The 25,301-nt window shown below is 66.9% G+C and carries 21 protein-coding genes; 16 read left to right on the forward strand and 5 right to left on the reverse strand.

Features of this window, described 5'->3' with window-relative positions:
* Nucleotides 1–56: 56 nt before the first annotated feature.
* Complete coding sequence (gene rocD / locus MLE42_RS09965) at nt 57–1,268, reverse strand: ornithine--oxo-acid transaminase (protein WP_243287732.1); 1,212 nt, start codon at nt 1,266–1,268, stop codon at nt 57–59.
* A 227-nt stretch (nt 1,269–1,495) separates the two neighbouring features.
* Here rocD and MLE42_RS09970 point away from each other — a divergent pair, with 227 nt between their 5' ends.
* From MLE42_RS09970 to MLE42_RS09990, 5 genes are all read left to right on the forward strand, one after another.
* Nucleotides 1,496–2,236 carry a YIP1 family protein gene (locus MLE42_RS09970; protein WP_243287733.1) on the forward strand — a complete coding sequence of 247 codons (741 nt, stop codon included), beginning with the start codon at nt 1,496–1,498 and terminating at the stop codon, nt 2,234–2,236.
* Nucleotides 2,237–3,484 carry an efflux RND transporter periplasmic adaptor subunit gene (locus MLE42_RS09975; protein ID WP_243287734.1) on the forward strand — a complete coding sequence of 416 codons (1,248 nt, stop codon included), beginning with the start codon at nt 2,237–2,239 and terminating at the stop codon, nt 3,482–3,484.
* Nucleotides 3,484–4,707, forward strand: coding sequence for an ABC transporter permease (locus tag MLE42_RS09980; protein ID WP_243287735.1), 1,224 nt, complete (start codon nt 3,484–3,486; stop codon nt 4,705–4,707). Before MLE42_RS09975 ends, MLE42_RS09980 begins: the two co-directional genes overlap by 1 nt.
* A gap of 174 nt (nt 4,708–4,881) precedes the next feature.
* Nucleotides 4,882–6,240 (forward strand): acyclic terpene utilization AtuA family protein, encoded by a 1,359-nt coding sequence (locus tag MLE42_RS09985; protein WP_243287736.1) that lies wholly within the window; start codon nt 4,882–4,884, stop codon nt 6,238–6,240.
* 100 nt (nt 6,241–6,340) lie between these two features.
* Nucleotides 6,341–7,540, forward strand: coding sequence for an FG-GAP repeat domain-containing protein (locus MLE42_RS09990; protein WP_243287737.1), 1,200 nt, complete (start codon nt 6,341–6,343; stop codon nt 7,538–7,540).
* A gap of 156 nt (nt 7,541–7,696) precedes the next feature.
* Here the strand turns inward: MLE42_RS09990 and MLE42_RS09995 are convergent, their stop codons facing one another.
* Nucleotides 7,697–8,158: an Hsp20/alpha crystallin family protein gene (locus tag MLE42_RS09995; protein WP_243287738.1), complete on the reverse strand. Its 462-nt coding sequence runs from the start codon at nt 8,156–8,158 to the stop codon at nt 7,697–7,699.
* A gap of 196 nt (nt 8,159–8,354) precedes the next feature.
* On the opposite strand from MLE42_RS09995, the gene MLE42_RS10000 reads away from it, so the two are divergent.
* Nucleotides 8,355–9,449 (forward strand): S1C family serine protease, encoded by a 1,095-nt coding sequence (locus tag MLE42_RS10000; protein ID WP_243287739.1) that lies wholly within the window; start codon nt 8,355–8,357, stop codon nt 9,447–9,449.
* Nucleotides 9,450–9,455: 6 nt separating this feature from the next.
* Here MLE42_RS10000 and MLE42_RS10005 read toward each other — a convergent pair whose 3' ends face one another.
* Nucleotides 9,456–9,890 (reverse strand): AtaL-like protein, encoded by a 435-nt coding sequence (locus MLE42_RS10005; RefSeq protein ID WP_243287740.1) that lies wholly within the window; start codon nt 9,888–9,890, stop codon nt 9,456–9,458.
* Nucleotides 9,891–9,984: 94 nt separating this feature from the next.
* Nucleotides 9,985–10,794 (reverse strand): MqnA/MqnD/SBP family protein, encoded by an 810-nt coding sequence (locus MLE42_RS10010; protein ID WP_243287741.1) that lies wholly within the window; start codon nt 10,792–10,794, stop codon nt 9,985–9,987.
* 212 nt (nt 10,795–11,006) lie between these two features.
* Between MLE42_RS10010 and MLE42_RS10015 the strand changes: the two genes are divergently transcribed.
* Together MLE42_RS10015 and MLE42_RS10020 are read left to right on the forward strand one after the other, a co-directional pair.
* Complete coding sequence (locus MLE42_RS10015) at nt 11,007–12,833, forward strand: transglutaminase-like domain-containing protein (protein WP_243287742.1); 1,827 nt, start codon at nt 11,007–11,009, stop codon at nt 12,831–12,833.
* On the forward strand, nt 12,830–14,800 hold the full coding sequence (locus tag MLE42_RS10020; protein ID WP_243287743.1) for a DUF3857 domain-containing protein: 1,971 nt from the start codon (nt 12,830–12,832) through the stop codon (nt 14,798–14,800). The genes MLE42_RS10015 and MLE42_RS10020 overlap by 4 nt, the downstream gene beginning before the upstream one ends.
* Before the next feature lie 72 nt (nt 14,801–14,872).
* Here MLE42_RS10020 and MLE42_RS10025 read toward each other — a convergent pair whose 3' ends face one another.
* On the reverse strand, nt 14,873–15,394 hold the full coding sequence (locus MLE42_RS10025; RefSeq protein ID WP_243287744.1) for a tetratricopeptide repeat protein: 522 nt from the start codon (nt 15,392–15,394) through the stop codon (nt 14,873–14,875).
* Between the two features lie 63 nt (nt 15,395–15,457).
* Between MLE42_RS10025 and MLE42_RS10030 the strand changes: the two genes are divergently transcribed.
* From MLE42_RS10030 to MLE42_RS10065, 8 genes are all read left to right on the forward strand, one after another.
* Nucleotides 15,458–17,311, forward strand: coding sequence for a tetratricopeptide repeat protein (locus MLE42_RS10030; protein ID WP_243287745.1), 1,854 nt, complete (start codon nt 15,458–15,460; stop codon nt 17,309–17,311).
* Between the two features lie 80 nt (nt 17,312–17,391).
* The gene (gene sufB / locus MLE42_RS10035) at nt 17,392–18,831 is read left to right on the forward strand and encodes a Fe-S cluster assembly protein SufB (protein ID WP_243287746.1); all 1,440 of its coding nucleotides are present in this window, start codon (nt 17,392–17,394) and stop codon (nt 18,829–18,831) included.
* A 99-nt stretch (nt 18,832–18,930) separates the two neighbouring features.
* Nucleotides 18,931–19,695: a Fe-S cluster assembly ATPase SufC gene (sufC, locus tag MLE42_RS10040; protein WP_243287747.1), complete on the forward strand. Its 765-nt coding sequence runs from the start codon at nt 18,931–18,933 to the stop codon at nt 19,693–19,695.
* Nucleotides 19,692–20,972 (forward strand): Fe-S cluster assembly protein SufD, encoded by a 1,281-nt coding sequence (gene sufD, locus MLE42_RS10045; RefSeq protein WP_243287748.1) that lies wholly within the window; start codon nt 19,692–19,694, stop codon nt 20,970–20,972. Before sufC ends, sufD begins: the two co-directional genes overlap by 4 nt.
* Nucleotides 20,969–22,216 carry a cysteine desulfurase gene (locus MLE42_RS10050; protein ID WP_243287749.1) on the forward strand — a complete coding sequence of 416 codons (1,248 nt, stop codon included), beginning with the start codon at nt 20,969–20,971 and terminating at the stop codon, nt 22,214–22,216. The genes sufD and MLE42_RS10050 overlap by 4 nt, the downstream gene beginning before the upstream one ends.
* Nucleotides 22,213–22,662: a Fe-S cluster assembly sulfur transfer protein SufU gene (gene sufU / locus MLE42_RS10055; RefSeq protein ID WP_243287750.1), complete on the forward strand. Its 450-nt coding sequence runs from the start codon at nt 22,213–22,215 to the stop codon at nt 22,660–22,662. Before MLE42_RS10050 ends, sufU begins: the two co-directional genes overlap by 4 nt.
* A gap of 106 nt (nt 22,663–22,768) precedes the next feature.
* Nucleotides 22,769–23,329 (forward strand): NifU family protein, encoded by a 561-nt coding sequence (locus MLE42_RS10060; protein WP_243287751.1) that lies wholly within the window; start codon nt 22,769–22,771, stop codon nt 23,327–23,329.
* A 128-nt stretch (nt 23,330–23,457) separates the two neighbouring features.
* Nucleotides 23,458–25,212: a 30S ribosomal protein S1 gene (locus tag MLE42_RS10065; RefSeq protein ID WP_243287752.1), complete on the forward strand. Its 1,755-nt coding sequence runs from the start codon at nt 23,458–23,460 to the stop codon at nt 25,210–25,212.
* The last annotated feature ends 89 nt before the right edge of the window (nt 25,213–25,301 follow it).

Below are 25,301 nucleotides of genomic sequence, written 5' to 3' on the forward strand. Positions count from 1 at the left end.
ATTTTCCCATTTCCCCGGGACCATGTCAGTCACGGGGGTGTGACTTCGGGGTCCAATCAGGCCTGGAGCACGGCCTCGAGCTGGTCCACGGCCCAGTCGACCTGCTCTTTGGTGATGACGAGGGGGGGCGCCAGGCGGATGGTGTCCACGTGGGTGTCCTTGCAGAGCATGCCGCGGTCCTTGAGCAGGTAGCAGTACTTGCGGGCGCCGCCGGCCTCGGGCTTGAGCTGCACGCCGGCCCAGAGGCCGATGACGCGGACCTCCTTGAGCTTGTCGGTCTTCATGCCCTTGAGGCGGGCCTCCAGGTGCCTGCCCAGCTCGGCGGTCTTCTCCACCAGCTTCTCGTCCACGAGGACATCGAGGGCGGCGCTGGCCACGGCGCAGGCGAGCGGGTTGCCGCCGTAGGTGCTGCCGTGGATGCCGGGGGTGAAGACGTCCATCACCTCGTCGTTGGCCAGGAAGGCGCTCACGGGGTAGTAGCCGCCGCTGAGGGCCTTGCCGATGGTGACGCCGTCGGGGCGGATGCCCTCGTGCTCGAAGGCGAAGAGCCTGCCCGTTCGGCCCAGGCCGGACTGGATTTCGTCCAGCACCAGGAGGAGATTGTTCTGGTCCGCGACCTCACGCAGGCCCTTGAGGAAGCCCTTGGGCGGGATGATGACGCCGCCCTCGCCCTGGATGGGCTCCATGAAGATGGCGCAGGTGTTCTTGGTCACGGCCTTCTTCACGGCCTCCAGGTCGCCGTAGGGCACGATGACGAAGCCGGGGGTGAAGGGGCCGAAGCGGCTGGTGCTGTCGGGATCGGTGCTGAAGCCCACGATGGTGGTGGTGCGGCCGTGGAAGTTGCCGTCGGCCACGATGATCTCGGCCTTGCCGTACTCGATGCCCTTCTTGTCGTAGCCCCACTTGCGCATGGCCTTCAAGGCCGTTTCGACCGCTTCGGCGCCGCTGTTCATCATCAGGGCCTTTTGGAAGCCGGTGAGCTTGCAGAGCTTCTCGAGCAGGGGCGGGAACTGGTCGTTTCGGAAGGCGCGGCTGGTGAGGGCCAGGGTCTTCACCTGGGCGATCATGGCCTCGCCGATCTTCGGGTGGTTGTGGCCCTGGTTCACGGCGGAGTAGGCGGCCAGGAAGTCCATGTACTTCTTGCCGTCCACGTCCGTGAGGAAGACGCCTTCGCCCTTGGTGCAGACCACATCCAGCGGGTGGTAGTTGTGGGCGCCGAACTGGTTCTCCTGCTGGATGAGGGCTTCGGACTTGGTGGAAGTGGCCATGGGATCTCCGAAAGGGGAAGGATGGGGAGGCTCTGGGGGAAAAGGCTCATTTTAGGCCCGGCGGGCCAGTCCACCAGGATTCCCCGGAAGGTCTTGACGAAGTGTCATTCCCGGAAAGATCGGCTCCTGCACCATGGACGGGAGATGGACGGGAGATCTGGCCATCACAAGAAGAGGTGAGACAATGCCGTCTTCTATCCCTGCCGCCGCACCCCCTGGAGACTCCCATGACTGAGCAGCCCTCCTCCCTGTACGGCACCCAGCCCGAGTCACCCCGACCCCAGCCACCAGGCCTGGTGGACCAGATCGCCGGCGTGTTCACGGCCCCTGTGGAGCTCTTCCAGCGCCTCAACAAGGCCCCCAGCTGGGGCTGGGCCCTGGGCGCCATCATCGTCGCCAGCCTGGTGGTGGCCGTGATCTGGGGCCTGAAGGTGGACGTGGACGAGATGCTGCGACCCATCCTGGAGCGAAACCCCCAGGTCCAGTCCGCGCAGATCGACACGATCATCGAGATGCAGAAGAAGTTCATCATGCCCTTCGGCATCCTGGGCGCCCTGTTCGGCACGCCCGCGGTGCTGGCGGTGCTGGGTCTCTTCTACTGGCTGGTGGGCAAGGCCCTGCCCCAGGATGAGAGCCCCACCTACCTCCAGGCCTTCAGCGCCGCGGTGGTGCCCGGCCTGGTGAAGCTGCCCCTCATGCTCCTCATCGCTGCGGTCTGCCTGATGCGACCCATCGGCGGCCTCACGCCCGATCGGATCGCGCCGACATCCCTGGGCTACTTCCTGCGCCCGGAGAGCCTGCGCCTCCAGGCCGCCCTCTTCAATGTGGAGCTGTTCCGGCTGGCCGAGGCGGTCCTGGCCTTCCTGGCGCTCCGCTACCTGGTCCGCATGAAGACGGCTGGCGCCCTGATCTGCGTGCTGCTGCCCCTGCTCCTCTCCCTCGGCTTCGGCTTGATGAGGGCGCAGTAGATGGCTTCCAGGAACACCAAGCTCCTCCTCAGCGGCGGCGCCGCCCTCGTGGTCCTGATCGTCCTGGGTCTCGCCTTCGGCGGCGCCCGGGACGAGGACAGCGCCTACTCCTGGGACGCGGTGGGCCGCGGCGACATCCGCGAGACCATCAGCGCCAGCGGCGAGATCCGCGCCAAGACCCAGATCAACATCGGCACTTCCGTGGCCGGCGAGATCAAGGCCATCCACGTGAAGGACGGCCAGGACGTGAAGGCCGGCGACCTGCTCGTGACCATCGACCAGGAGCGCTTGAAGCAGGCCATGGTCCAGGCCCAGGCCGCCGTCGAGGCCGCCCGCCAGGATGCCTCCCGCCTCGAGGCCGCCATGAAACGCTCCGTGGACAGCTTCCCCCGCTACGAAGCCCTGCGCCGGGATGGCCTCATGTCCGACGAGGACTTCCGCCAGCAGAAGCTCGCCAAGGAGAGCGCCGTGCTGTCCTACAGCAGCGCACGCGCCGCCGTGGCCCAGAGCGAGGCCAACCTGAAGGGCATGCAGGACGGCCTCTCCAAGGCCACGCTGCGCGCTCCCATCACGGGCCGAGTCACGAGCCTGAAGGCCGAGAAGGGCGAGACGGCCATCCCCGGCATGAGCAACCTGCCCGGCGCCACGCTCATGATCATCTCCGACATGAGCGAGATGCAGGCGGAGATCAAGGTCAACGAAAGCGAAGTCGTCCGCACCAAGGTGGGGCAGACCGCCCAGGTGACGGTGGAATCGCTGCCCGGCAAGCTCTTCCAGGGCTCGGTCATCGAGGTGGCCACGGGCACCGAGAAGACGGGCACCGACGCCAACCTCTACAAGGTGAAAGTGGTGCTCCAGGGCCATCGGGAGGATCTGGACAACCTGCGGCCCGGCATGAGCGCCCGCGCCGTCATCCTCACCCACGAGGTCAAGGGCGCCCTGCGCGTGCCCCTCCAGGCCGTGCTGGAGCGCGAAGGCAGCCTGGAGGAGGCCCAGAAGCAGGGCCTTCTGGCCCCGGCTTCGCGCAACATCGTGATGGTCTTCCGGAGCGGCAAGGCTGAGGAGCGCACCGTGCAGGTGGGCATCGCCAACACCCAGTTCTTCGAGCTGAAGGAGGGCCTGGCCGAGGGCGACAAGGTGCTCACGGGCCCCATCCGCAAGCTGAAGGAGCTGAAGGACAAGGCCTCCGTGAACCTGCGAGTCAGGTCCGACAGCGAGCTGGCCCGGACCAAGGACGTGAAGAAGTAATGGACGTCCGCGAACCCCTCTCCGCCGCCATCCGGGCCCTCAAGGCCAACAAGCTGCGCTCGGCGCTCACGACGCTGGGCATCATCATCGGCGTGGCCGCGGTCATCGTCGTGGTGAGCCTCGTCCAGGGCCTCAAGACCAGCGTGCTGAAGCAGGTGGAGCGGGCCGGCAGCCAGACCATCTTCATCCGCCCCGTCTTCCCCATGGACATGCCCTTCGCCGAGTACACGAAGATCAAGAACAAGGACATGACCCTGGACGAGATGCGGCGGCTGGCCCGCTCCGTGCCCCAGATCACCCAGGTGACGCCCCTCTTCTTCAACGGCACCGAGGTGAAGGCCGAGGGCCGAAGCGCCAACGTCAACCTGATCATGACCGACGAGACCTACCTGGAGCTGAACAGCATCGCCCTCGTGGCGGGCCGCAACTTCGTGCCCTCGGACCTGCGCCTGGGCAACAAGGTGGCCATCATCGGCCCCCGGGTCATCGAGAAGCTCGGCCTCAAGGGCAACCCCCTGGGCCGCCTCATCAGCACGCCCACCCTCAGCCTCGAGATCATCGGCGTGCTGGAGGAACAGGGCGCCCAGCTGGGCAACGACCCCGACCAGAACATCCTCATCCCGCTCACCACCGGCATGGCCCAGCTCACGGAGGTCCAGCGGCGCCAGCTCTTCTTCCAGGCCCGGGTGGATCCCCGCCTCAGCGCCGACGATGGCGCCGAGCTGGTGGAAGAATCCCTGCGCCGCATCAAGGGCCTGCGCGGCACCGAGCCCAGCGGCTTCAAGGTCTTCAGCCCGAAGCAGATCACCGGCATCATCAGCGGCATCACCGGCACCATCACCGCCGTGGCCGGGGGGATGGTCTCCATCGCCCTGCTGGTGGGCGGCATCGGCATCATGAACATCATGCTGGTGAGCGTCACCGAGCGCACCCGAGAGATCGGCGTGCGCAAGGCCGTGGGCGCCAAGCGCCGGGACGTGATGCTGCAGTTCCTCATCGAGGCCGCCTTCCTCTGCATCATGGGCGGCGCCCTCGGCGTGGGCCTGGGCTTCATCCTGGGTGCCGCCATCGGCAAGGCCCTGCTGGGCACCATGGGGTCGGTCCCCGTCTGGGCCCTCGTGAGCGCCCTGGCCGTGCCCGCCGGCATCGGCCTCCTCTTCGGCCTCTATCCCGCCGCCAAGGCCAGCAAGCTGGATCCCATCGAGGCACTCCGCTACGAGTAACTCCGCACCTCTGGATCCCTCGGCTTCGCCGACAACCCCCAGATCGGACACGCCCCCGGGCGTGTCCTCCCGTTCGGCTTTGCCTGGCGGATGGAGCCCCGTCCCATCGAGGCGCTTCGCTACGAGTGACCGCTCCTCAGATAGACTGGTCATCCGTCTCGATCGGAGTTGAATATGTCGAAGGTTGTGCGCATCGCCAACGGGCAGGGTTTCTGGGGGGATAGCATCGATGCCCCCGTGCGGCTGGTGGAGGCCGGCCACATCGACTACCTCACGCTCGACTACCTCGCGGAAGTGACGCTCTCCATCATGCAGAAGCAGCGGCGGAAGGACCCGCAGCTGGGCTACGCCACGGACTTCGTGGACCTCATGAAGCGGGTGCTTCCCCAGCTAAAGGCCAAGGGCATCCGCGTGGTGGCGAACGCCGGAGGCGTGAACCCCGAGGCCTGCCGCACGGCCGTGCTGGAGGTGGCGCGGAAGCTGGGCGTGAAGGGCGTCAAGATCGCCACGGTGACCGGCGACGACGTGCTGGCCCGGCTGCCCGAGTTCAAGGAGAAGGGGCTGAAGCTGGCCAACATGGACACGGGCGAGGGGCTCTTCGACGCGCCCCGGGAGATCCTCAGCGCCAATGTCTACCTCCAGACCCAGGCCATGGTGGAGGCCCTCGACACCGGTGCGGACATCGTGCTCACGGGCCGCTGCACGGACCCCGGCCTCACCCTGGCGCCCCTCATCCATGAGTTCAAGTGGGCCGCCGACGACTGGAACCGGCTCGCCGCGGGCACCGTGGCCGGCCACATCCTGGAGTGCGGGGCCCAGAGCACCGGCGGCAACTTCACCCGCTGGTGGGAGGTGCCCGAGCTCTGGAACGTGGGCTACCCCATCGCTGAAGTATCGGAGGACGGCACCTTCGTCATCACCAAGCACGCGGGCACCGGCGGCATGGTCACCGTGGACACCGTCAGCGAGCAGCTGGTCTACGAGATGGGGGATCCCCAGAACTACATCACCCCCGACGTGGTGGCGGACTTCACCAGCATCCGCCTTGAGCAGGCCGGCCCCGACCGGGTGCGTGTCTTCGGCGTGACCGGCAAGCCCCGCACACCCTTCCTCAAGGTGAGCGGCGCCTACCTCAAGGGCTACAAGGCCTCGGGCCAGCTGACCCTGTGCGGCCCCCGCGCCCTGGAGAAGGCCCGGCTCTGCGCGGACATCGTGTGGAAGCGCCTGGAGGCGGCCGGCTTCGTCTACGAGCACACAGACGCGGAGTTCCTGGGCGCCAGCACGGTCCACGCGGGCATCGCCCCCGCCCCCGAAGAACCCGCCGAGATCGTCCTGCGCCTGAGCGTCAAAGACCCGGATCGGAAAAAAGTGGAGCGCTTCGGCCGTGAGATCGCCCCCCTGGTCACCGCCGGCCCCGCGGGCGTCACCGGCTTCGCCGGGGGCCGCCCCAAGGCCCAGGAGATCGTGGCCTACTGGCCCGCCCTGCTGCCCAGGGAGCTGGTCCAGTGGAAGGTGAGCATCGAGGCGGTCTGAAGGCTCAACCGCGGGACCTCTCCCGGGGTCCATTCTCAAGCCTTCTTGCAAGTCCGTGGTTCATCGCACATCTTTGTCCCCACAGGTTCACGGAGCCGCCATGCGCCCACTCCCCTCCCTCATCCTCGGGTCCCTCGGCATCCTTGCCCTGCTCGGCTGTTCAGGCTCGGACTACCATGACGGCCCCTCCTCCAGCTACCTGGTGAACGCCATCGCCGTGGCGGACATCGACGCCAACGGACAACCCGACATCCTGGGCCTGGTCTCCACGGACCTTGGCGGCGTGGCCACCCAGGGCTATGTGTCGACCCGCCTCCAGGGGCCCGCCGGCGCCTTTGCCCTCCCCACCCGCTTCGGCGTCGGCACAGAGCCCGCCAACCTGGTGGTGACGGACGTGGATGGGGACGGCCGGCCCGATCTCGTGGTGGCCAACGCAACGGACCAGACCGTGAGCGTGCGGCTGGGGGACCCGGCCAAGCCTGGGTTCTTCCTGCCCGCCGTCCTGCTGTCCACCCCGGGGCGGACCCCGCTGGACGTGGCCGTGGGCGACCTGAACGGCGACGGGAAGATGGACATCGTGGTGGCGGCCAGCGGCGCCAATAACGTCATGGTTTTCCTTCAGGGATCCACCCCGGGGACCTTCCTCGCCCCCGTCACGTTCCCCGTGGGCGGCGATCCCCAGGCGGTCACCGTGGCGGATCTGGATGGCGACGGCCAGCCGGATATCGCCGTGGCCACCACCGCGAACACCGTGTCGGTCCTATGCAAGATCCTGTTCTCCCCGACCCTCGTCGCCCAGAGCGCCGTGGACTACGCCACCGGCGTCCAGCCCGTGGCCATCAAGGCCGCGGACCTCAACGGCGACGGCAAGCTGGACCTGCTCACCACCAACTACGGCGCCACCCTCAGCCCCGGCACCCAGGGCCTGAGCGTCCTCCTGCAGGGAGCGACGGCCGGCACCTTCCAGGCGCCCGTCCACTACGCCACCGGCTACCGCTCCACCGCCCTGGTGGTGGGGGATCTCAACGGCGACGGCAAGCTGGACGTGGCCGTGGCGAATTCCGGCCTGCCCGGCGACCCCGGCAGCGTGTCCGTGCTCCTCCAGGATCCCACCACCCCCGGCGCCCTCCTGACACCCACGAGCTACCGGGGCGCATGGGGCCCCATGGGCGTGGCCCTCGGCGACATGAACGGGGATGGCCTCCCGGACCTGGTGCTGGCGGACGGTGACATCGTGGTGCGCTTCAACAACCCGGCCGCTCCCGGGACCTTCGGTCCCCCCCAGTTCTTCTACAACTGACACGAAGAGGCCCCGGAAACCGGGGCCTTTTCGTGTCGTATAGGAAAAGCGTAGGCCCAGCTTTGCCGGGCCTACGCGGGGGACCGGGGGTGTGCGCGCCAGCGCGGCCTCAGATCCTCGCAACGCGCGCGTTGCGAGGGAAACCCCCGGACAGCATCAGCCCAGGTGGACGCTGATCTTGCGCGGCCGCACCTCGGGCCGCTTGGGCACCATGAGGGTGAGCACGCCGTTGCGGAGCTCGGCCACCACCTTCTCGCCCTCCACATCCTCGGGAAGGGTGAACGTGCGGCTGAAGCGGCCGTGGCTGCGCTCGGCGAGATGGATGCGCTCGCCCTCCTTCACGGCCTCCTCCTCGCGCTTGCCCGCGACGGTGAGGCGGGTGCCTTCGAGGCTGATCTCCAGATCCGCCTCAAGGATGCCGGGCAAGTCCGCCCTGAATTGGTAGGCATCCGGCGTTTCCTTCACGTCGAAGCTCGGCATGAAAGCGGCTGTCGGGGCGCCGAGGTCGTAGTCCCGGAGCGGGTCCCAGCGCATGAAGTCGCGCATGAAGCGGAAGGGTTCCAAAGTGGCGGCCGTGGCGGGCAGCGCCTGGGGGTTGCGGGTGCGAAGGATGGTCATGAGTTCCTCCTGTGTGAATGAGGGCCCCGTACATCCATGCGCCTGAGACGCAGGCCATGATGACGTTCCCGAATAAAATCTTAGTGCATTCAAGTCATGTGTCAAGGCCTGGCTTCACGAAAAACATAACTATTCGATTGCATGGGGTTGACCTATCTCCAGAAACGGATAGATTGGGGTCCGCCCTGGAGGTCCCATGCGTCGGAACGTCCTCATCCTCGGCCTGTTGTCCGCGGGCCTCCTCGCCGGCTGGTGCAGCCACGCCCTCACACCCAGCCTCGCCAGGCCCCGGTCCGTGGAGGCCCGGGGGGCCCTCTACGAGTGGGAGAAGATCCAGGTCCAGCGGTTCAAGGAGGCGGCGCCCAGCGTGGTCTACATCACCACCACCGAAGAGCGGGCCCGGGACTTCTTCGGGCTCGATGTGGTGGAGGTTCCCGCGGGATCCGGCACGGGCTTCATCTGGGATGCCGAAGGACACATGGTGACGAACTTCCACGTGATCCAGGGCGCGACCCGGGCCTTCATCACCCTCTCCGATGGCAGCCGCCACGAGGCCGCCTACGTGGGGGGCGCCCCGGACAAGGACCTGGCCGTCCTCCTCATGACGAAGACCCCACCCAAGCTGCGGCCCATCCCCCTGGGCACCAGCGCGGACCTGCAGGTGGGCCAGGCCGTCCTGGCCATCGGCAACCCCTTCGGGTTGGACCAGACGTTGACCACCGGCGTGGTCTCCGCCCTTGGCCGCGAGATCCAGAGCGTCACCCAGCGCCGCATCTCCGGCGTCATCCAGACCGACGCCGCCATCAACCCCGGCAACAGCGGCGGCCCCCTGCTGGACAGCGCGGGCCGGCTCGTGGGCGTGAACACGGCCATCCAGAGCCCCAGCGGGGCCAGCGCCGGCATCGGCTTCGCCGTGCCCGTGGACACCGTGAACCGCGTCGTCCCCCAGCTCATCGCCCGCGGGAAGCTGGAGCGGCCGGACCTGGGCTTCGAGCCTGTGGCGCCCCGCCTGGTGGAGCGCGCCTTCGGCCCCCAGAGGGGCGTGATGGTGGGAAAGGTCTACCGGGGCGGGCCCGCCGCGCGGGCCGGTCTCCAGGGCGTTGGCGCCGAAGGCCGCCGCGTCGTCCCCGGCGACCTCATCCAGTCCGTGAACGGGAAGACTGTCGAGGACTGGGATTCCCTGCTGGACGCCATCGAGGCCCTGCCCCTGGGCGGCACCGCCCAGCTGGACATCCAGCGCGAAGGTCGGCGGATGCGTGTGCCGATCCGGCTGGAGGCGGCACGGGATTAGGCGTCTTCAGCGGCCGTTCTCGAGCGCCTCGGCGATCCGCTTGGTGTGCATCACCGAGCTGCGGATGAGGGCCAATGGTTCCTCGGGATCGCGATCATCCACACAGCCCGGACGGGCCGTCCAATCGAGTTCGAAGGTCAGCCCCACCTCACCCCCCGGCGAAACCTGGAGCCGGTTCACCACCGTCCCTTCGTAGACTGGGTGGTCCAGCAAGGTGAAGGTGACGGTCCGCCTGCGGGAATCCGCGGTGATGCGCTCCCGGAAGGCCACGCCCCCGGGCAGCACCAGCTGCCGCACCACGCTCGAGGCGCCCCGCTCCAGGATCTCGGCGTCCAGCGCGTCCTCGATGTAGCGCTGGGGGTGCTCCATCTTGTCCAAGAGCACCGCCCACACGGTTTCGGGCGAGGCGTCGACGCGGCTGGTGACCCGGTGCCTGGGCATGGGATCCCCGGAAGGGACCCCAGGCTACGCCCACCGGTCTCCCCGTGCCAGGGCCTGCCCCCGGGATCCTACTCCTGCATCCTGGCCCTGGATCCTAGCCCTGGATCCACACGGGCTCGAGGCCCAGCAGCTTCTCCACGGCTTCGCGCCCGCGGGGGCCCGGGTCCACGGTGAAGTCGTTCACCCAGGCATTCACGTAGCGGCCGATCATCTCGCGGTCCATGCCGCGGCCGAAGGACTGGCTGTAGTCCACGCTCTCCCAGTGGCGCGCGCGGGCCATCTCCACGCTCTTGCGCATGAGCACGGCGAAGCGCTGCTTCACGTCCGCGGGCAGGTCGCGCCGGATGGCATTGCCGCCCATGGGCAAGGGCAGGTCGTAGGCGTGCTTCCACCAGGCGCCCAGATCCACCACCAGGCGCAGGCCCGCGTCGTGGTACATGAGCTGGCTCTCGTGGATGAGCAGGCCCGCCTGGAAGCGGCCCTCGGCCACGGCGGGCAGGATCTGGTCGAAGGGCACCAGCTCGACCTTGGGTTCGAAGCCCAGAGCCTTGCACCAGATCCGCATGGCCAGGTAGGCGCTGGTGCGCCGGCCGGGAATGGCGATGGTGAGCCCCTTCAGCGCCGCGGGCTCCAGGGGCTTGCCGCTCACCACCAGGGGGCCCGTGCCCTCCTGGATGCTGGAGCCCGCCGTCAGCAGGTCGTAGCGGCCCAGGAGTTCCGGGTAGGCCCCGAAGCTGATGGCCGTGACGTCGTAGCGGCCCTCCGTCGCCTCGGCGTTGAGCGTCTCGATGTCCTTGCGGACGAAGGTGATCTCGAATTCCTCGGGATCCAGCCACCCCAGGGCCAGGGGAGCCATCATGTAGGCGTCGTCGGAATCCGGGCTGTGGGCGATGGTGAACTTCATGGCGTCTCCGGCCTCCAGTTCAGCATAGATCCACAGGGTCCGATCCAGAACCCGGCCCAGAAGGTCACGGGACAGCTGGACCCGGGAGTGGACAAGGATTGGAAGGGCATTCCCGATGCCCTAGTCTATGATGATCCATTCCCCGCTTTGGAAACGGCCGTCGATCGCCGCCGGACTTTCGTTCCTCCGGAGCCTGCTTATGCCCGGACCCCATGATCAGACGCATCTCCGCCTTCCTCCTCGCCTTCAGTGCCCTGACGGTCGCCTCTGCCGCGGATGGCCCGGACCTTTCCTATTCGAAGACGATCCACTACCAGATCAAGGGAGGGCCGGCGGGCTACCGTCTGAGCTCTGAAACCACGGTCCAGCGGACGGCGCTGACGGAGCGGGCCGCCCGGGCTCATGCCTTTGACGTGGTGGAGCAGCCTTTCACCACCGTCAGCGGGCTCAGGGGAGAGAGCCGGGGACGTGAACTGAAGCAGGACCGCATCACCTTCCATTTCCCGAGGCTCGAAGACACCTTCATCCCGCCTGCCCGGGTGCATGAGCTCGAGTTCCCGGCCGATCTCAAGATCGGCGACACGATCACCTACTCCTGGCATGAGGACTACAAAGACCTGGCATTCCTCCCGATCGCGAGCATCCCGGCGATCGACCAGGTGGTCCGTTTCGAGATCAGGATCGACCATCCGGCCGATCTCCAGATCACCTTCGCGCCATTCTTCCCGCACGGCGATCTTCCGTTCAAGGAGGACCGGAGCGCTCCCACCCGGACCGTCCTCGTGTTCCAGAACCTCCCCCGGACAAGCCTGCTCCCCTGCGACCCCTATCAGGGTCTGCAGGCGGCGGTGTTGGTGGGCATCCACAAGGGGGCCGCGCCCCTCACGCCCGGTACACCAAGCGCCTTCTCGGCCTGGTACCTGGGGCTCCTGCGCGACATGCCCCAACCCAGCGCGGCCATGAACCAGCTGCTGTCCGAGGAGCTCCGCCGGGCCGCGACCCCCCGGGAGAAGGCCCGGATCCTGTTCGACTACGTGAAATCCGAGATCCGGTACATCGCGGACGAAGGCGCCATGCACGCCTTCATCCCTCACGACCCGGCCTCGGTACTGGAGAAGAAATATGGAGACTGCAAGGACAAGGCTTGGCTCCTGACGGCCCTGGCCCGAATCCATGGCCTGTCCATCCATCCCGTTCTGCTATCCACGGTCCCTCCGCCGGATTTTCACGAGCTGGCGCCGGGACTCTTCAACCACGTGATCTGCGCCCTGGAGGAGCAGGACCAGCTGACCTTCATGGACCCCACGGCCACCTACAGCGAGATGGGAGACCTTCCAGATCTCGATCTGCAGGTAAAAGCCCTGGTGCTGGACCCCGCCCGGCCCCGCCTGGTCACCATCCCCTCGCAGCAGCGGTCTGAAGGGGTCGAGATTCAGATCGAAGGCGACCTGGCGAAACCGCGGGAGGCCAAGGCCAGGATCACCCTCCGCCACAGCTGGCGGGCCCAGGCCATCCGGTCCCGCAGGGACCTGAAATCCATGGACCTGGAAAACACCCTCTCCAACCGCCTGAACCGGCTGCTGGCCAGGCTGTCGCTGGACGGCTTCCGGTTCAAGGATGTGGATCGGGAGAAGGTCATCCTCGAGGCGAACGCGGACCTGACGGATTTCTTCATCCGCACCGACCTTCGTGTCTATGCCCCATCCGCGCCCTTCCGCGCCATCTCTCCGGACTACCTCGAGCGGGAGGGGGACACCCACCCGCTGGATGCCCAGGGACCCGACTCCTATCGCCTCGAGCTTGACCTGAAGCCGGATGGCCTGCGGCCGCGGCCGGATCGCCTTTCGCTGGGTCGCGCGGATGCGGCGAGCCACACCGCCACTTGTTCAGGCAAGGCCGGAAACATCCGTCTCTCCTACACCTTCAGGCAGCCGTTCCGGCTGGTGCCCAAGGGGGCCAGGGCGGAATTCATGGCGTTCTGCACACAGTACCTCCAGCTGAACCGCAGGCTCTTCGTCCTCCAAAGGAGCGAATCGTGAAATCCGCCCTCGTCCTCCTCGCCGCGCTCGCCATGTTGGCAGTCGGCTGCCAGACCTCCGAGCGCCTCGTCACGTTCCCCACCCAGACCGTCGCCGAAGTCAAAGCACCGCTCGATGTCCCGGCCCTCGAGAAGCGCTTCCCCGGGCAGGATGGCGTCTACCTTCAACGTGACACGTCCTTCGAACACGTCACCAGCGATGGGTGGCCAGTCGGCATCACCTGGACGTTCTTCGAGACCCAGACTCGCAGCTACGTCGTATTCAACCCCGACGCGAAATGGCTCTCCACCTTTGAAGTCCAGGTATCCCCCGGCTCCGAGCTGGAACGGGTGGCCCTCGAGATCCGCGGAACAGATGGGAAGAGCCACCAGTTCGGCGCGGGGGATCTCAAGCAGGAGCAGGACTCCAAGGGTCTCGTGACCTACAAGCTGGCCTACCCGGATGTCCGGAAGGGATGCGTCATCACCGAGGCCTACGTCATCAAGAAGACGAACTGCTGGGCCGCCCCTCCGCTCCACCACGAAGTCCCGCTGCAATTCTCGATCCCCTGCCTGCAGGCGAGCTACCGGTTCCTCTACCCCAACTGGTGGGCAACCAAGGTGAAGGCCCTCGGCCAGGGCCGGGCGCTTCCCGTGGAGGTGAAGAAGGAGGAGCAGGCGAAAAAGACGATCATGACCTACACCGCCAAGGACATCCCGGCCGTCGAGAAGGAGCCTTTCTCACCCTTCTTCAAGGAGGTCTCCAATTACGCGGAGATCATGGTCACCCAACTGAGCCTCGGCAAAGCCTATTACGCAGCCCCCTTGACCTGGGATGCCTATGCCAAAGAGTTCAAAGGCTACGTCATGGACAAGAACCCCATCTTCTCGCAGCGGGTGGACCGGGCCACCGTCGAGGCCACCCAATCCTGCAAGACGGATCGCGAGCGTCTCGAAGCCCTGGTGGGCTGGATCCAGGCCAACATGGAGATTGGCGCCACCAAAGGGAATTTCGCGGACGTGCTGGCCGCCAAGAGGGGATCGGTCTATCAGCTCACGGGGCTGGCGCAGAGCATGCTCCGGAAGGCGGGGATCAACAGCCGCTTCCTGCTCATCCACTCCGCGGAAGACGGCTACTTCGACAAGGATTTCATCTCCAGTGAAGAGCTCTACATCCCGGCCCTGATGGCCGACCTCGGGGGCCGGTCCTACGTGGTGCTCCCCTACGCGAAGAACCTCCCCGTGGACATCATCCCCGAGCGGTTCCAGGGGCAGACGGCCCTTGCCATCGAGCCATCCGGGGCGGCCCAGCTCATCACGGTCCCCACCGGCAACCTGGCCACCAACGAAGTGTCCGAGGACTACGCGCTCACCTTCTCCGAAGACGGCAAAGTCCGGGTCACCGAAGAGAAGACCTTCCAGGGGCCCAACGCCTACAGCGTGCGGCGGAGCCTTGCCGACCTGAACCGGGAGGAGACCGAGAAGCTGCTGAAGGGCCTGCTGACCTACACCGAAGGCAAGGTCGAGTTCACGAAGTACGAATTCGTGGACCAGAGCGACTACAAGAAGCCGCTGAAGGTGCACCTGGAATATGTCATCGACAATCTGGTGACCCTCACCCCGGAGGAGGTGCTCTTCAATACGGGCGGCCTCTTCGCCCCCGCCTCGCGGCTGAAGACCAAGGTGGCCCCCAAGGATCGCCAGAACCCGGTCCGGATCTACTACGACGAGGCCTCCAGGAAGAACATCCTCCTGACCTTCCCCGCATCCTGGAGGCTCTCCCGTGTCCCCCAGGACTTCCGGTTGGAGAACCGTTTCGGATCGATCAGCGGCTCCTACAAGAGCGGCCCCCGGAAACTCCAGGTCCAACAGGCTCTGACGCTGAAGAAGAGCTTCGAGCCCAAAGAGCGGATCGAGGACCTCCTGGAGCTGACCGGTAACCATTCCAAGCTCTATGTCCCCACCCTGGTGTTCAAAGTGAAGGGGTGAGTCACCGAACGGCCGGCCGGCCGCCCAGCTCCGCTCGGGAGCCTGGGCGGCTTCGCCGGACGGCGGCGACCCTCAGCCGATCGTCTCCGGGTCCTTTGGCGCCAGCTTGCCCTTGACCCGCTCCACGGCCTTGGCGGCCAGGGTGTAGCGGGGGTTCTCCTCCAGGGCCTTCCGGTAGTGCTCCAGGGCCTTGTCCAGCTGGCCCTTGGCCTCGAAGACGCGGCCCAGGTTGAAGTGGGGGAAGCAGTAGCTTTCGTAGCGCTTCGCCTTCAGGGCCATGCGCAGCCAGGGGATGGCCTCGTCAGGCTCCCCCTGCTCCACGTAGTAGGCGCCGATGTCGTTGTAGGGGTTCCCGAACTCGGGATCCAGGTCGATGGCCCGGTGGCAGTCCTCGATGGCCGAGGCGTAGTCCTTCTCGAAGGACCGCGTCCAGCCCCGGAAGGTGTAGGCCTCCGCGGTGGGACAGATCTCGATGGACTTCGTGTAGAGGGCGATGGCCTTCTGGATCTCCCCCTTCATCTGGAGCTGGTAGGCCTTGCCCACCCACTCCATGGCCTCCTGCCGCTTGTCCTGGCGTTCCTGCTCGTCGCTCATGGGCCGCCCTCGCGGGCATCAGGATAAAACCTTCAGCCCGCTGGGGCCAGCTATCCTGGAATCATGGCCAACGACCTGCCCGGTTCCTATTGCCAGAACTGCCTGACCTGGAACCCCGGGGATCGGGAGACTTGCGTGAAGTGCGGCACTCGCCTGCTCATCCTCGCCGGGGACCAGACCTGGGAGGACGAGCCCGAGGAGACGGAGGGCGGCGAGGACCTGGAGGAGCACCTCCTGGAGCGCATCACGGGGCTGGAGGAGACCCTCCGCCGGGTGGAGACCTACCTGGAGACCGTGTCGGACCAGCTGGGCAAGCTGGAGCGCAGCGAGGTGATGCTGCGCAATGGCCTGATGGCCCTGGTGCAGGAGATGGAGCAGAAGCGCCAGCTCGACGCCCACGCCTTCTCGGAGCGGTGGGAGAGCCTCGTCGAGGAGAACCTCCACCTCATCAGCGCCCGGGAGCTGTTCACCCGCTACCGGGCCCGCATCCTGCCCATCGCCCGGCCCAAGTCCATGTCCCAGCTCAAGCGCGCCCTGCTGGAGACCACGGCCCTCCTGGAGGCCGCGGACCTCCCCGGCGCCGCCCAGCGCCTGGGCCAGGCCCTGCCCCTGGATCCGAAGAACTACGAGCTGATCTTCACGGCCGCCTCCCTGCACGAGGCCGCCCAGAACTTCGAGGAGGCGGAGAGCCTCGCCCGCAAGGCCGTGGGCCTGAGCCCCCGCCACTTCGAGGCCTGGATGCTGCTGGCCAAGCTGCTCCAGGAATTGCCCGAACACGCGGACCAGGCCATCGAGGCCCTGCACCAGGCCTCGGACCTGCGGCCCGAGGATGCCGAGCCCCGCATGCTGCTGGCGGAGCTGCTGCTGGACGAGGAGGATCTCCAGGGCGCCCTGGAGGCGGCCCAGGAGGCCGTGGCCCGCCGCAAGGACGGGGAGACCCTGCTGCTGCTGGGCCAGGTCCATCTGGCGCGGGGCGAGAGCGGCATGGCCGTCCCCGCCCTCAAGGAGGCCAGCTCCTACCTGCCCGGCGACCTCCACGTGCGCGAGTCCCTGGCCGAGGCCTACCTCCTCCAGGGCGACCGGTCCAAAGCCTTCGCCATCCTCCAGGAGCTGCTCACGCAGAACCCCGGCGATCCCCACCTCCTCCTCATGGTGGACGCCGAGGACCACCTCCAGCTGCGCGAGGCCCGGGACGGCAAGGCCGGCACCCAGGTTCTGCTGGACGAGGCCGAGACCCTGCTGGACGAGAACCAGCTGGAATCCGCCGCCATGCTCCTCAAGCGCGCCCGGCGGAAGGGGAAGAGCCAGCGCTCCGAGTGGCTGGACCTGCGCCTCTCCTTCCTCCAGGATCCGGAGAAGACCCTGCGGTCCGCCCTGGCCTTCGCCTGCTCGGACCGCCACCCGCGCCTCTGCTTCCTGGCCCTGCGCCTGGCCCTGGAGCACCTCATGGCCCAGAAGCGCGAGGCCGAGATCGCCCGGACCTTGGACGCCTTCCTCACCCGCCACCCCAAGAGCACCGGCGCCTGGGAGGCCGCCCTCATGCGCCAGGCCTACCGCCTGATGAACGGCCAGGCCACCGAACAGGACCTGATCGAGGTCCGCCGCCTCCATGCCCACCCCCTGCCCGGCATGGAGCCCCGCGCCCGCACCCTGCTGGGCCAGTACCTCCTGGCCCTCAAGCGGCACCAGGAGGTGCTGGAGCTGATCGATCCCCTCATCGAGAAGGAACCCACCCTCATCAACCACTTCCAGCTCGGCGCCGCCCTGGCGGGCCTGGGGGAGCGGGAGGAGGCCCGGGTCCTGCTCAAGGCCGGGCTGGATGCCGAGGCCGGCGATCTCAACGACAGCCAGGCCAAGGGTGTGAAGAACCAGATCCGCGGCCTGTTGAAGGAATTGAGCGGGGCCGGCGAAGCCTGAGCAGGCGTGACCGACCGCACGGGGTATTAAGTTGACAATTTTAGTCGAGATTCCAGAATGGGATGTCTCGGGAGTGGTGTATGACCTCGACCTTCAACGTGGTCACCAGTCAGGAATACAAGTACGGCTTCGTCACGGATATCGAGGCGGACAGCGTCGCGCCCGGCCTCAGCGAGGACGTCATCCGCTTCATCTCGGCCAAGAAGGGTGAACCCGACTGGCTGCTGGAATTCCGGCTCAAGGCCTACCGCCACTGGCTGACCATGGCCGAACCCGAGTGGGCCAAGGTCGAGTATCCGAAGCCCGACTTCCAGAAGATCGTCTACTACAGCGCCCCCAAGCCCAAGAAGCCGCAGTACGCCTCCATGGACGAGGTGGATCCCGAGCTGCGGCGCACCTTCGAGAAACTGGGCGTGCCCATCCACGAGCAGGAGGCCCTGGCAGGGGTGGCCGTGGACGTGGTCTTCGACTCCGTCAGCGTGACCACCACCTACCGGGAGAAGCTGGCGGCCGTCGGCATCATCTTCTGCAGCTTCAGCGAGGCCGTGAAGTCCCACCCGGACCTGGTGAAGCAGTACCTGGGCAGCGTGGTGCCCTCCTCCGACAACTTCTACGCCGCCCTCAACAGCGCGGTGTTCACGGACGGCAGCTTCGTCTTCATCCCCAAGGGCGTCGCCTGCCCCATGGACCTGAGCACCTACTTCCGCATCAACAACAAGGAGTCGGGCCAGTTCGAGCGCACCCTCATCGTGGCCGAGGAAGGCGCCAGCGTGAGCTACCTGGAAGGCTGCACCGCGCCCCAGTTCGACACCAACCAGCTGCACGCGGCCGTGGTGGAGCTGGTGGCCCTGGACCGGGCCTCCATCAAGTACAGCACCGTGCAGAACTGGTACGCCGGAGACAAGGATGGCAAGGGCGGCATCTTCAACTTCGTGACCAAGCGCGGCCTCTGCAAGGGCAGGGCCTCGCACATCAGCTGGACCCAGGTGGAGACCGGCAGCGCCATCACCTGGAAGTACCCCAGCTGCGTGCTGCTGGGCGACGACAGCATCGGCGAGTTCTACAGCGTGGCCCTCACCAACCACAAGCAGCAGGCCGACACCGGCACCAAGATGATCCACATCGGCCGCAACACCAAGAGCACCATCGTCAGCAAGGGCATCAGCGCCGGCGACAGCTCCAACAGCTACCGCGGCCTGGTGAAGGTGCAGCCGAAGGCCGAAGGCGCGCGCAACTTCAGCCAATGCGACTCCATGCTCATCGGACAAAGCTGCAGCGCCAGCACGTTCCCCTACATCGAGGTGCAGAACCGCAGCGCCCGGGTGGAGCACGAGGCCACCACCAGCAAGATCGGCGAGGAGCAGCTGCTCTACTTCCAGCAGCGCGGCATCCCCGCCGAGGAAGCCATCAGCATGATCATCAACGGCTTCTGCAAGGACGTCTTCCGCGAGCTGCCCATGGAGTTCGCCGTCGAGGCCACCCGGCTGCTCTCCCTCAAGCTCGAAGGAAGTGTGGGATGAAAAGAATGAACCACGAAGACAGGAAGACCACGAAAAGAGCATGTCTTCCTTCGTGGTCTTAGTGGTCTTCGTGGTTCATCTGTTTGTTTTGGAGATGGAATGCTGAGCATCAAGAACCTCACCGCCTCGATCAACGGCACACCGGTGCTGAAGGGAATCGACCTGGAGATCAAGGCCGGGGAGATCCACGCCATCATGGGCCCCAACGGCTCGGGCAAGTCCACCCTGGGCAAGGTGCTGGTGGGCCACCCCGCCTACGAAGTCACGGGCGGCGAGGTCCTCTACGAGGGGCGGAACCTCTTCGAGCTGGCGGCCGACGAGCGGGCCCGCGCCGGGATCTTCATGGGCTTCCAGCACCCCATCGAGGTGCCCGGCGTCAGCAACGCCGCCTTCCTGCGCCTGGCCTACAACAAGAAGGCCGAGGCCGAGGGCCGCGACGAGCTGGACCCCCTGGAGTTCGACGACTTCATCCACGAGAAGATCAAGCTCGTGTCGATGAAGGAGGAATTCCTCGACCGCAGCCTCAACGAGGGCTTCAGCGGCGGCGAGAAGAAGCGCAACGAGATCCTCCAGATGGCCGTGCTGGAGCCCAAGCTGGCCATCCTCGACGAGCTGGACAGCGGCCTGGACATCGACGCGCTGCGCGTCCTGGGCGACGCCGTGAACAAGCTCCAGCGCCCCGACCGCGCCCTGCTCATCATCACCCACTTCCCCCGCATCCTGGAGACCATCCAGCCCCAGTTCGTGCACGTGCTCTCCGGCGGCCGCATCCTCAAGAGCGCCGGCAAGGAGCTGGCCACGGAGCTCGAGGACCGGGGCTACGACTGGGTCCTGGAAGAGGCGGCCGCCGGGGGCGCCCGATGAGCACGGCGGTTGTCGGTTCCAGCCTGCTGGCGGATCTGCTCAGCGGGCCCAGGCCCGCCGAGTGGGCTTCGCTGCGCGAGGCGGCAGAGCTGCGGCTGGCGGGACGCGAACTGCCCGCGACTCGCGAGGAGGACTGGAAGTACACGGACCTGAAGGCTCTGGCCACCAGCACCTTCGAACCCGCCCCCAAGGTCACCGTGGACATCTCCAGGCACCTGCTCCCCGAGATGGTGGGCACGCGCCAGGTCTTCGTGAACGGGCACCATGCCCCCCACGCCAGCTGCGCTTCCGCGGTGCCGGCGGGCGTGCGCTACTTCCCCATGTCCCACGCCAGCGAGGCCTGCCACGCGCTGGGCAGCGTGGGCAACGGCGCGGCGAAGGGCCTCTTCGAGGACCTGAACACCGCCCGCTTCCAGGACGGCGCCGTCATCCTCGTGCCCAAGAACCTCAAGGTGGCCCTGCCCCTGCACGTGCTCTTCGTGACGAAGGCCGAGACCCCCGTCGCCGTGTTCCCCCGCCTTCTGGTGGTGCTGGAGCGGGGCGCGGAGCTGGAGCTCGTGGAAGAACACCACGGCGAGGGCGCCTACCTGAGCTGCCCCGTGGTCGAGGTGCATGTGGCCGAAGGCGCCATCCTCCGCCACGAGCGCGTGCAGCGGGAGAGCCCCGAGGCCTTCCACCTCGCCACCCTCCGGGCCGAGGTCGGCAAGGGCGGCCAGTACCATTCCCGCACCCTCAGCTTCGGCGCCCGCCTCTCCCGGCAGGAGCCCCGCGTGCGGCTGGCCGAGGGCGCCGAGGCCAGCCTCGACGGCCTGGCCCTCCTGGATGGCAGCCAGGTGGCGGACACCCACAGCTTCCTGCACCACGCCGAGCCCGGCGCCACCAGCCGCCAGCTGCACAAGTGCATCGTGGATGGGAGGGCCCGCGCCATCTTCAACGGCCAGGTCCTCGTGGCCAAGGGCGCCCAGGGCACGGACGCCCAGCAGCAGAGCCGCAACCTGCTGCTCTCGGAGGCGGCCCGGGTGGACACCAAGCCCCAGCTGGAGATCTACGCCGACGACGTCAAGTGCAGCCACGGCGCCGCCGTGGGCCAGCTCGATCCCGAGGAGCTGTTCTACCTCCAGAGCCGCGGCATGAACGCCGACGACGCCCGCAACCTCCTCACCTACGGCTTCGCGGCGGACGTGCTCACCCATGTCCCCGTGGCCAGCCTGCGCCGGAGCCTCCGCCAGCTTGTCATGGCCCGCACCCAGGCTGGTTCGCTGGGAGACCTGGCATGAGCACCCCCTCGAACACCGCCCTCCAGCCCCTCGATGTCCTCGCCATCCGCAAGGACTTCCCCCTGCTCTCCCGCGTGCTGCACGGCAAGCCTGTGATCTACCTGGACAGCGCCGTGAGCGGCCAGATGCCCGTCCCGGTCATCGAGCGCATGGCGAAGTACGAGCGCCAGGAGCACACCAACGTCCACCGCGGCGTCAGCACCCTCAGCCAGGAAGCCACCGACTTCTACGAGGCCGCCCGCGAGAAGGTGCGGAAGTTCATCGGAGCCGCCTCTGCCCGGGAGATCGTCTGGACGCGCGGGGCCACCGAGGGCATCAACCTCGTGGCCCAGACCTTCGGCCGGATGGCTGTGAAGGAGGGCGACGAGATCCTCCTGTCGGCCATGGAGCACCACGCCAACATCGTGCCCTGGCAGATGCTGGCCCAGGAGAAGGGCGCCACGATCAAGGTCATCCCCATGACCGACGCCGGCGAGCTCATCCTGGAGTCCCTTGACGAGCTCCTCACGGAGCGGACGAAGCTGGTGGGCGTGGTGCACGTCAGCAACGTGCTGGGCACCGTGAACCCCGTGAAGGAGATCATCGCCCGGGCCCACGCCAAGGGCATCCCCGTGCTCGTGGACGGCGCCCAGGCCGTGCCCCACCTGAAGGTGGACGTGCAGGACCTCGACGCCGACTTCTACGTGTTCAGCGGCCACAAGCTCTCCGGTCCCACCGGCATCGGCGTCCTCTACGGCAAGCTGGCCCACCTGGAGGCCATGCCCCCCTGGCACGGCGGCGGCAACATGATCCGCTCCGTCAGCTGGGAGAAGACCACGTACATGGCCGCCCCCGGCAAGTTCGAGGCGGGCACGCCCCCCATCGCCGCAGCCATCGGCCTCGGCGCGGCCATCGACTACGTGACGACCCTGGGCCTGGACCGCATCGCCGCCCACGAGCATGAGCTCCTGGCCTACGCCACGGAGCGGCTCTCCGCCATCCCCGGTCTCCGCATTCTGGGGACCGCCAGGAACAAGGCCAGCGTCCTCTCCTTCGTGGTGGACGGCATCCATCCCCACGACGTGGGCAGCCTGCTGGACGGCGAAGGCGTCGTGGTCCGGGCCGGCCACCACTGCGCCCAGCCCATCATGACCCGCTTCAACGTCCCCGCCACCACCCGCGCCTCCTTCGCCTACTTCAACACCCGCGAGGACGTGGACGTGCTCGTATCGGCCGTCCAGAAAGCCATCGAGCTGTTCAAATGACCGACCCGCGCGAGCTCTACCAGCAGGTGATCCTGGAGCACAACAAGAAGCCCCGGAACTTCGGGAAGCTGGCGCCCTGCACGCACCACGCGGAAGGCCACAACCCCCTCTGCGGGGACCAGCTGGACCTGACGCTGGTGGTCGAGGACGGCGTGGTGAGGGACGTGAAGTTCGAGGGCAGCGGCTGCGCCATCGACGTGGCCAGCGCCAGCCTCATGACCGGTGCCATCAAAGGCCGGCCCGTGGCCGAGGCCGAGGCCATGATCGAGCAGTTCCGCGGCATGGTTCGTGGCGAGCTGGATCCCGCCACCCAGACGCCCCTGCTGGGCAAGCTCACCCTCTTCAGCGGCGTCAGGGACCTGCCCAGCCGCGTGAAGTGCGCCATCCTTCCCTGGGCCACCCTCCACGCCGCGCTGAAAGGCGAGGAAGAAGCGAGCACCGAATGAAATTAACCACGAAGACCACCAAGACCACGAAGGGGAGCTTCAGCGCATCCCCTTTTGACTCGGGTATTTCTTCGTGGTCTTCCTGTCTTCGTGGTGAGAGTCTCTGATGCCAAAAATCGCCGAAATCGAATACACCCCCAACCCCAATGCCGTGAAGTTCGTGCTGAAGGAGCCCGTGGCCCTGGGCTTCCCCAAGTCCTTCCCCAACGCGGAGACGGCCGAGCAGGACGAGCTGGCCAAGAACCTCTTCGCCGTGGGGAACGTCACCTCGGTGTTCATGCAGGACAAGTTCCTCACCGTCACCAAGACCGACGACAAGGGCTGGCCCGAGATGTTGCCCCTGCTGGCCGCGCCCATCCGGGCGGCGGCCAGTGCGGGCGGCGGCCAGGCTCCGCCTCCGGGAGGCCCCAGGGTCTTCAGCAAGGTGGATGACGAGAACGACCCCATGCTGAAGGACATCCGCCTGGTGCTGGAGAGCGCCATCCTGCCCGCCCTGGCGGCGGACGGCGGCGGCCTGGAGCTCATCGGCCGGCATGAAAAGCAGGTGATGATCCGGTACATGGGCGCCTGCGGCTCCTGCCCCGCCAGCCTCACGGGCACCCTGGTGGCCATCGAGGGCATGCTCCAGAAGGAAGTGGATCCGGAGATCGTGGTCATCAGCGTCTGAGGGCTGCCCAGCCCTTTTTCCTGGCCCGTCAAGGCATTCCCCGGTAACCTGGGCGTTCTGCCGGACTTCGTGTGCCGGGATTCCAGCGCACCGCCAGAGAGCGGGCGCAACCAAACGAGGTGGACTTCATGTCCAAGCTAGAAGCAATCATCAAGGGCCAGGCCCGCAAGCAGGTGGGCCGCATCAGCGTGCTCGACGCGGCGTTCGAAGAGGACAGCCCTGAGAACCAGGAGTTCCTGGCCGCGCTGCAGGGTGAGACCCGGGGCCTCCGCGAGGAGGAGGTCGTCCGTGGCGTCGTCGTGGAGATCCGCGGCAAGGACGTCATCGTCGACATCGGCTACAAGGGGTCGGGCACCGTCAATCTCGACGAGTTCAACAACCCCGACGGCACCCAGGGCGTCCAGGTGGGCGACGTGGTCGAAGTGCTGCTCGAGATGCTCGAGGACGCCCACGGCAACGTGCGCCTCAGCCGCGAGCGCGCCGAGAAGATGAAGATCTGGGACGAGGTCGAGAAGGCCTTCCGTTCCAACATGACCGTGCACGGCACCGTGCTCGAGAAGGTCAAGGGCGGCCTGGCCGTGGACATCGGCATCCGCGCCTTCCTGCCCGGCAGCCAGGTGGACATGAAGCCCGTCCGCAACCTGGACCCCTACCTCGGCAAGTCCTTCGACATGAAGGTCATCAAGGTCAACCGCCGCCGGGGCAACATCGTCCTGTCCCGCAAGCTGTTCCTCGAGACCATCAACGCGAGCCTGAAGGAAGAGACCCTGGCGGGCCTCGAGGAAGGCAAGCTGGTCGAGGGCACCATCAAGAACATCACCGAGTACGGCGCCTTCGTCGACCTCGGCGGCGTGGACGGCCTGCTGCACATCACCGACATGTCCTGGGGCCGGCTCAACCACCCCAGCGAGATGTTCCAGGTGGGCGACAAGGTCGAAGTGGCCGTGCTCAAGTACGACAAGGACACCGAGCGCGTCAGCCTCGGCTACAAGCAGAAGTTCCCGGATCCCTGGCTCTCCGTCGAGGAGCGCTATCCCATCCAGGCCACCGTCAAGGGCAAGGTCGTCTCCATCACCGACTACGGCGCATTCGTGGAGCTGGAGCCCGGCATCGAGGGCCTGGTCCATGTCTCCGAGATGAGCTGGACCAAGAAGGTCAAGTCCGCCAAGGGCATGGTCAACCTGGGCGACCAGGTCGAAGCCCTGATCCTGCAGGTGGACAGCGAGAACCGCCGCATCAGCCTCGGCATGAAGCAGATCACCCCGAACCCCTGGATGGCCATCGCCGAGAAGTACCAGCCCGGCATGATCGTCACGGGCACCGTGCGCAACATCACGGAGTTCGGCGCCTTCGTGGAGCTGGAAGAGGGCATCGACGGCCTCATCCACGTCTCCGACTTCAGCTGGACCAAGAAGATCAAGCACCCCGGCGAGATCGTGAAGAAGGGCGACAGCGTCACCGCCAAGGTCCTCAACCTGGACCCCCTGGCCCAGCGCATGAGCCTCGGCGTGAAGCAGATGGAGCCCAACGTCTGGGAGATCTTCTTCGAAGGCCACCACGTGGGTGACGTCCTCACCGGCAAGATCGCCCGCCTGACCGACTTCGGCGCCTTCGTCGACCTCGGCGACGGCATCGAGGGCCTGGTCCACGTCTCCGAGCTCTCCCGCAAGCGGGTGGAGGACATCCAGAAGGAGTTCGCCGCCGGCCAGGATCTCACCATGAAGATCGTGAAGCTCGATCCCACCGAGCGCCGCATCGGCCTCTCCGTCAAGCAGCTGGAGCAGGATCAGGAGCGCGGTGACATGGAAGCCGCCAAGGCCCGCCAGCCCGAATTCAAAAAGGCGACGCTGGCCGACGCCTTCAACAAGGCCGAGCGCGAGTAGCGTTCCTTCGACTCACCACGACGAGGCCCCCGCAAGGGGGCTTCGTCGTGATGGGATGCGATACTCGGAGCCACGCCTTCCTCCGGACC

The organism is Geothrix terrae (assembly GCF_022808775.1).
GTDB lineage: Bacteria > Acidobacteriota > Holophagae > Holophagales > Holophagaceae > Geothrix > Geothrix terrae.

What these genes read in the sequence shown, in the direction of transcription:
- MLE42_RS10005 (WP_243287740.1), bottom strand. Translation starts at nt 9,890, where the DNA reads ATGCCCAGGCACCGGGTCACCAGCCGCGTCGACGCCTCGCCCGAAACC.
- MLE42_RS10000 (WP_243287739.1), top strand. Translation starts at nt 8,355, where the DNA reads ATGCGTCGGAACGTCCTCATCCTCGGCCTGTTGTCCGCGGGCCTCCTC.
- MLE42_RS10065 (WP_243287752.1), top strand. Translation starts at nt 23,458, where the DNA reads ATGTCCAAGCTAGAAGCAATCATCAAGGGCCAGGCCCGCAAGCAGGTG.
- MLE42_RS10025 (WP_243287744.1), bottom strand. Translation starts at nt 15,394, where the DNA reads ATGAGCGACGAGCAGGAACGCCAGGACAAGCGGCAGGAGGCCATGGAG.
- MLE42_RS10010 (WP_243287741.1), bottom strand. Translation starts at nt 10,794, where the DNA reads ATGAAGTTCACCATCGCCCACAGCCCGGATTCCGACGACGCCTACATG.
- MLE42_RS09980 (WP_243287735.1), top strand. Translation starts at nt 3,484, where the DNA reads ATGGACGTCCGCGAACCCCTCTCCGCCGCCATCCGGGCCCTCAAGGCC.
- sufU (WP_243287750.1), top strand. Translation starts at nt 22,213, where the DNA reads ATGACCGACCCGCGCGAGCTCTACCAGCAGGTGATCCTGGAGCACAAC.
- sufD (WP_243287748.1), top strand. Translation starts at nt 19,692, where the DNA reads ATGAGCACGGCGGTTGTCGGTTCCAGCCTGCTGGCGGATCTGCTCAGC.
- MLE42_RS09990 (WP_243287737.1), top strand. Translation starts at nt 6,341, where the DNA reads ATGCGCCCACTCCCCTCCCTCATCCTCGGGTCCCTCGGCATCCTTGCC.
- sufB (WP_243287746.1), top strand. Translation starts at nt 17,392, where the DNA reads ATGACCTCGACCTTCAACGTGGTCACCAGTCAGGAATACAAGTACGGC.
- sufC (WP_243287747.1), top strand. Translation starts at nt 18,931, where the DNA reads ATGCTGAGCATCAAGAACCTCACCGCCTCGATCAACGGCACACCGGTG.
- rocD (WP_243287732.1), bottom strand. Translation starts at nt 1,268, where the DNA reads ATGGCCACTTCCACCAAGTCCGAAGCCCTCATCCAGCAGGAGAACCAG.
- MLE42_RS10015 (WP_243287742.1), top strand. Translation starts at nt 11,007, where the DNA reads ATGATCAGACGCATCTCCGCCTTCCTCCTCGCCTTCAGTGCCCTGACG.
- MLE42_RS10060 (WP_243287751.1), top strand. Translation starts at nt 22,769, where the DNA reads ATGCCAAAAATCGCCGAAATCGAATACACCCCCAACCCCAATGCCGTG.
- MLE42_RS09970 (WP_243287733.1), top strand. Translation starts at nt 1,496, where the DNA reads ATGACTGAGCAGCCCTCCTCCCTGTACGGCACCCAGCCCGAGTCACCC.
- MLE42_RS09985 (WP_243287736.1), top strand. Translation starts at nt 4,882, where the DNA reads ATGTCGAAGGTTGTGCGCATCGCCAACGGGCAGGGTTTCTGGGGGGAT.
- MLE42_RS09995 (WP_243287738.1), bottom strand. Translation starts at nt 8,158, where the DNA reads ATGACCATCCTTCGCACCCGCAACCCCCAGGCGCTGCCCGCCACGGCC.
- MLE42_RS09975 (WP_243287734.1), top strand. Translation starts at nt 2,237, where the DNA reads ATGGCTTCCAGGAACACCAAGCTCCTCCTCAGCGGCGGCGCCGCCCTC.
- MLE42_RS10050 (WP_243287749.1), top strand. Translation starts at nt 20,969, where the DNA reads ATGAGCACCCCCTCGAACACCGCCCTCCAGCCCCTCGATGTCCTCGCC.
- MLE42_RS10030 (WP_243287745.1), top strand. Translation starts at nt 15,458, where the DNA reads ATGGCCAACGACCTGCCCGGTTCCTATTGCCAGAACTGCCTGACCTGG.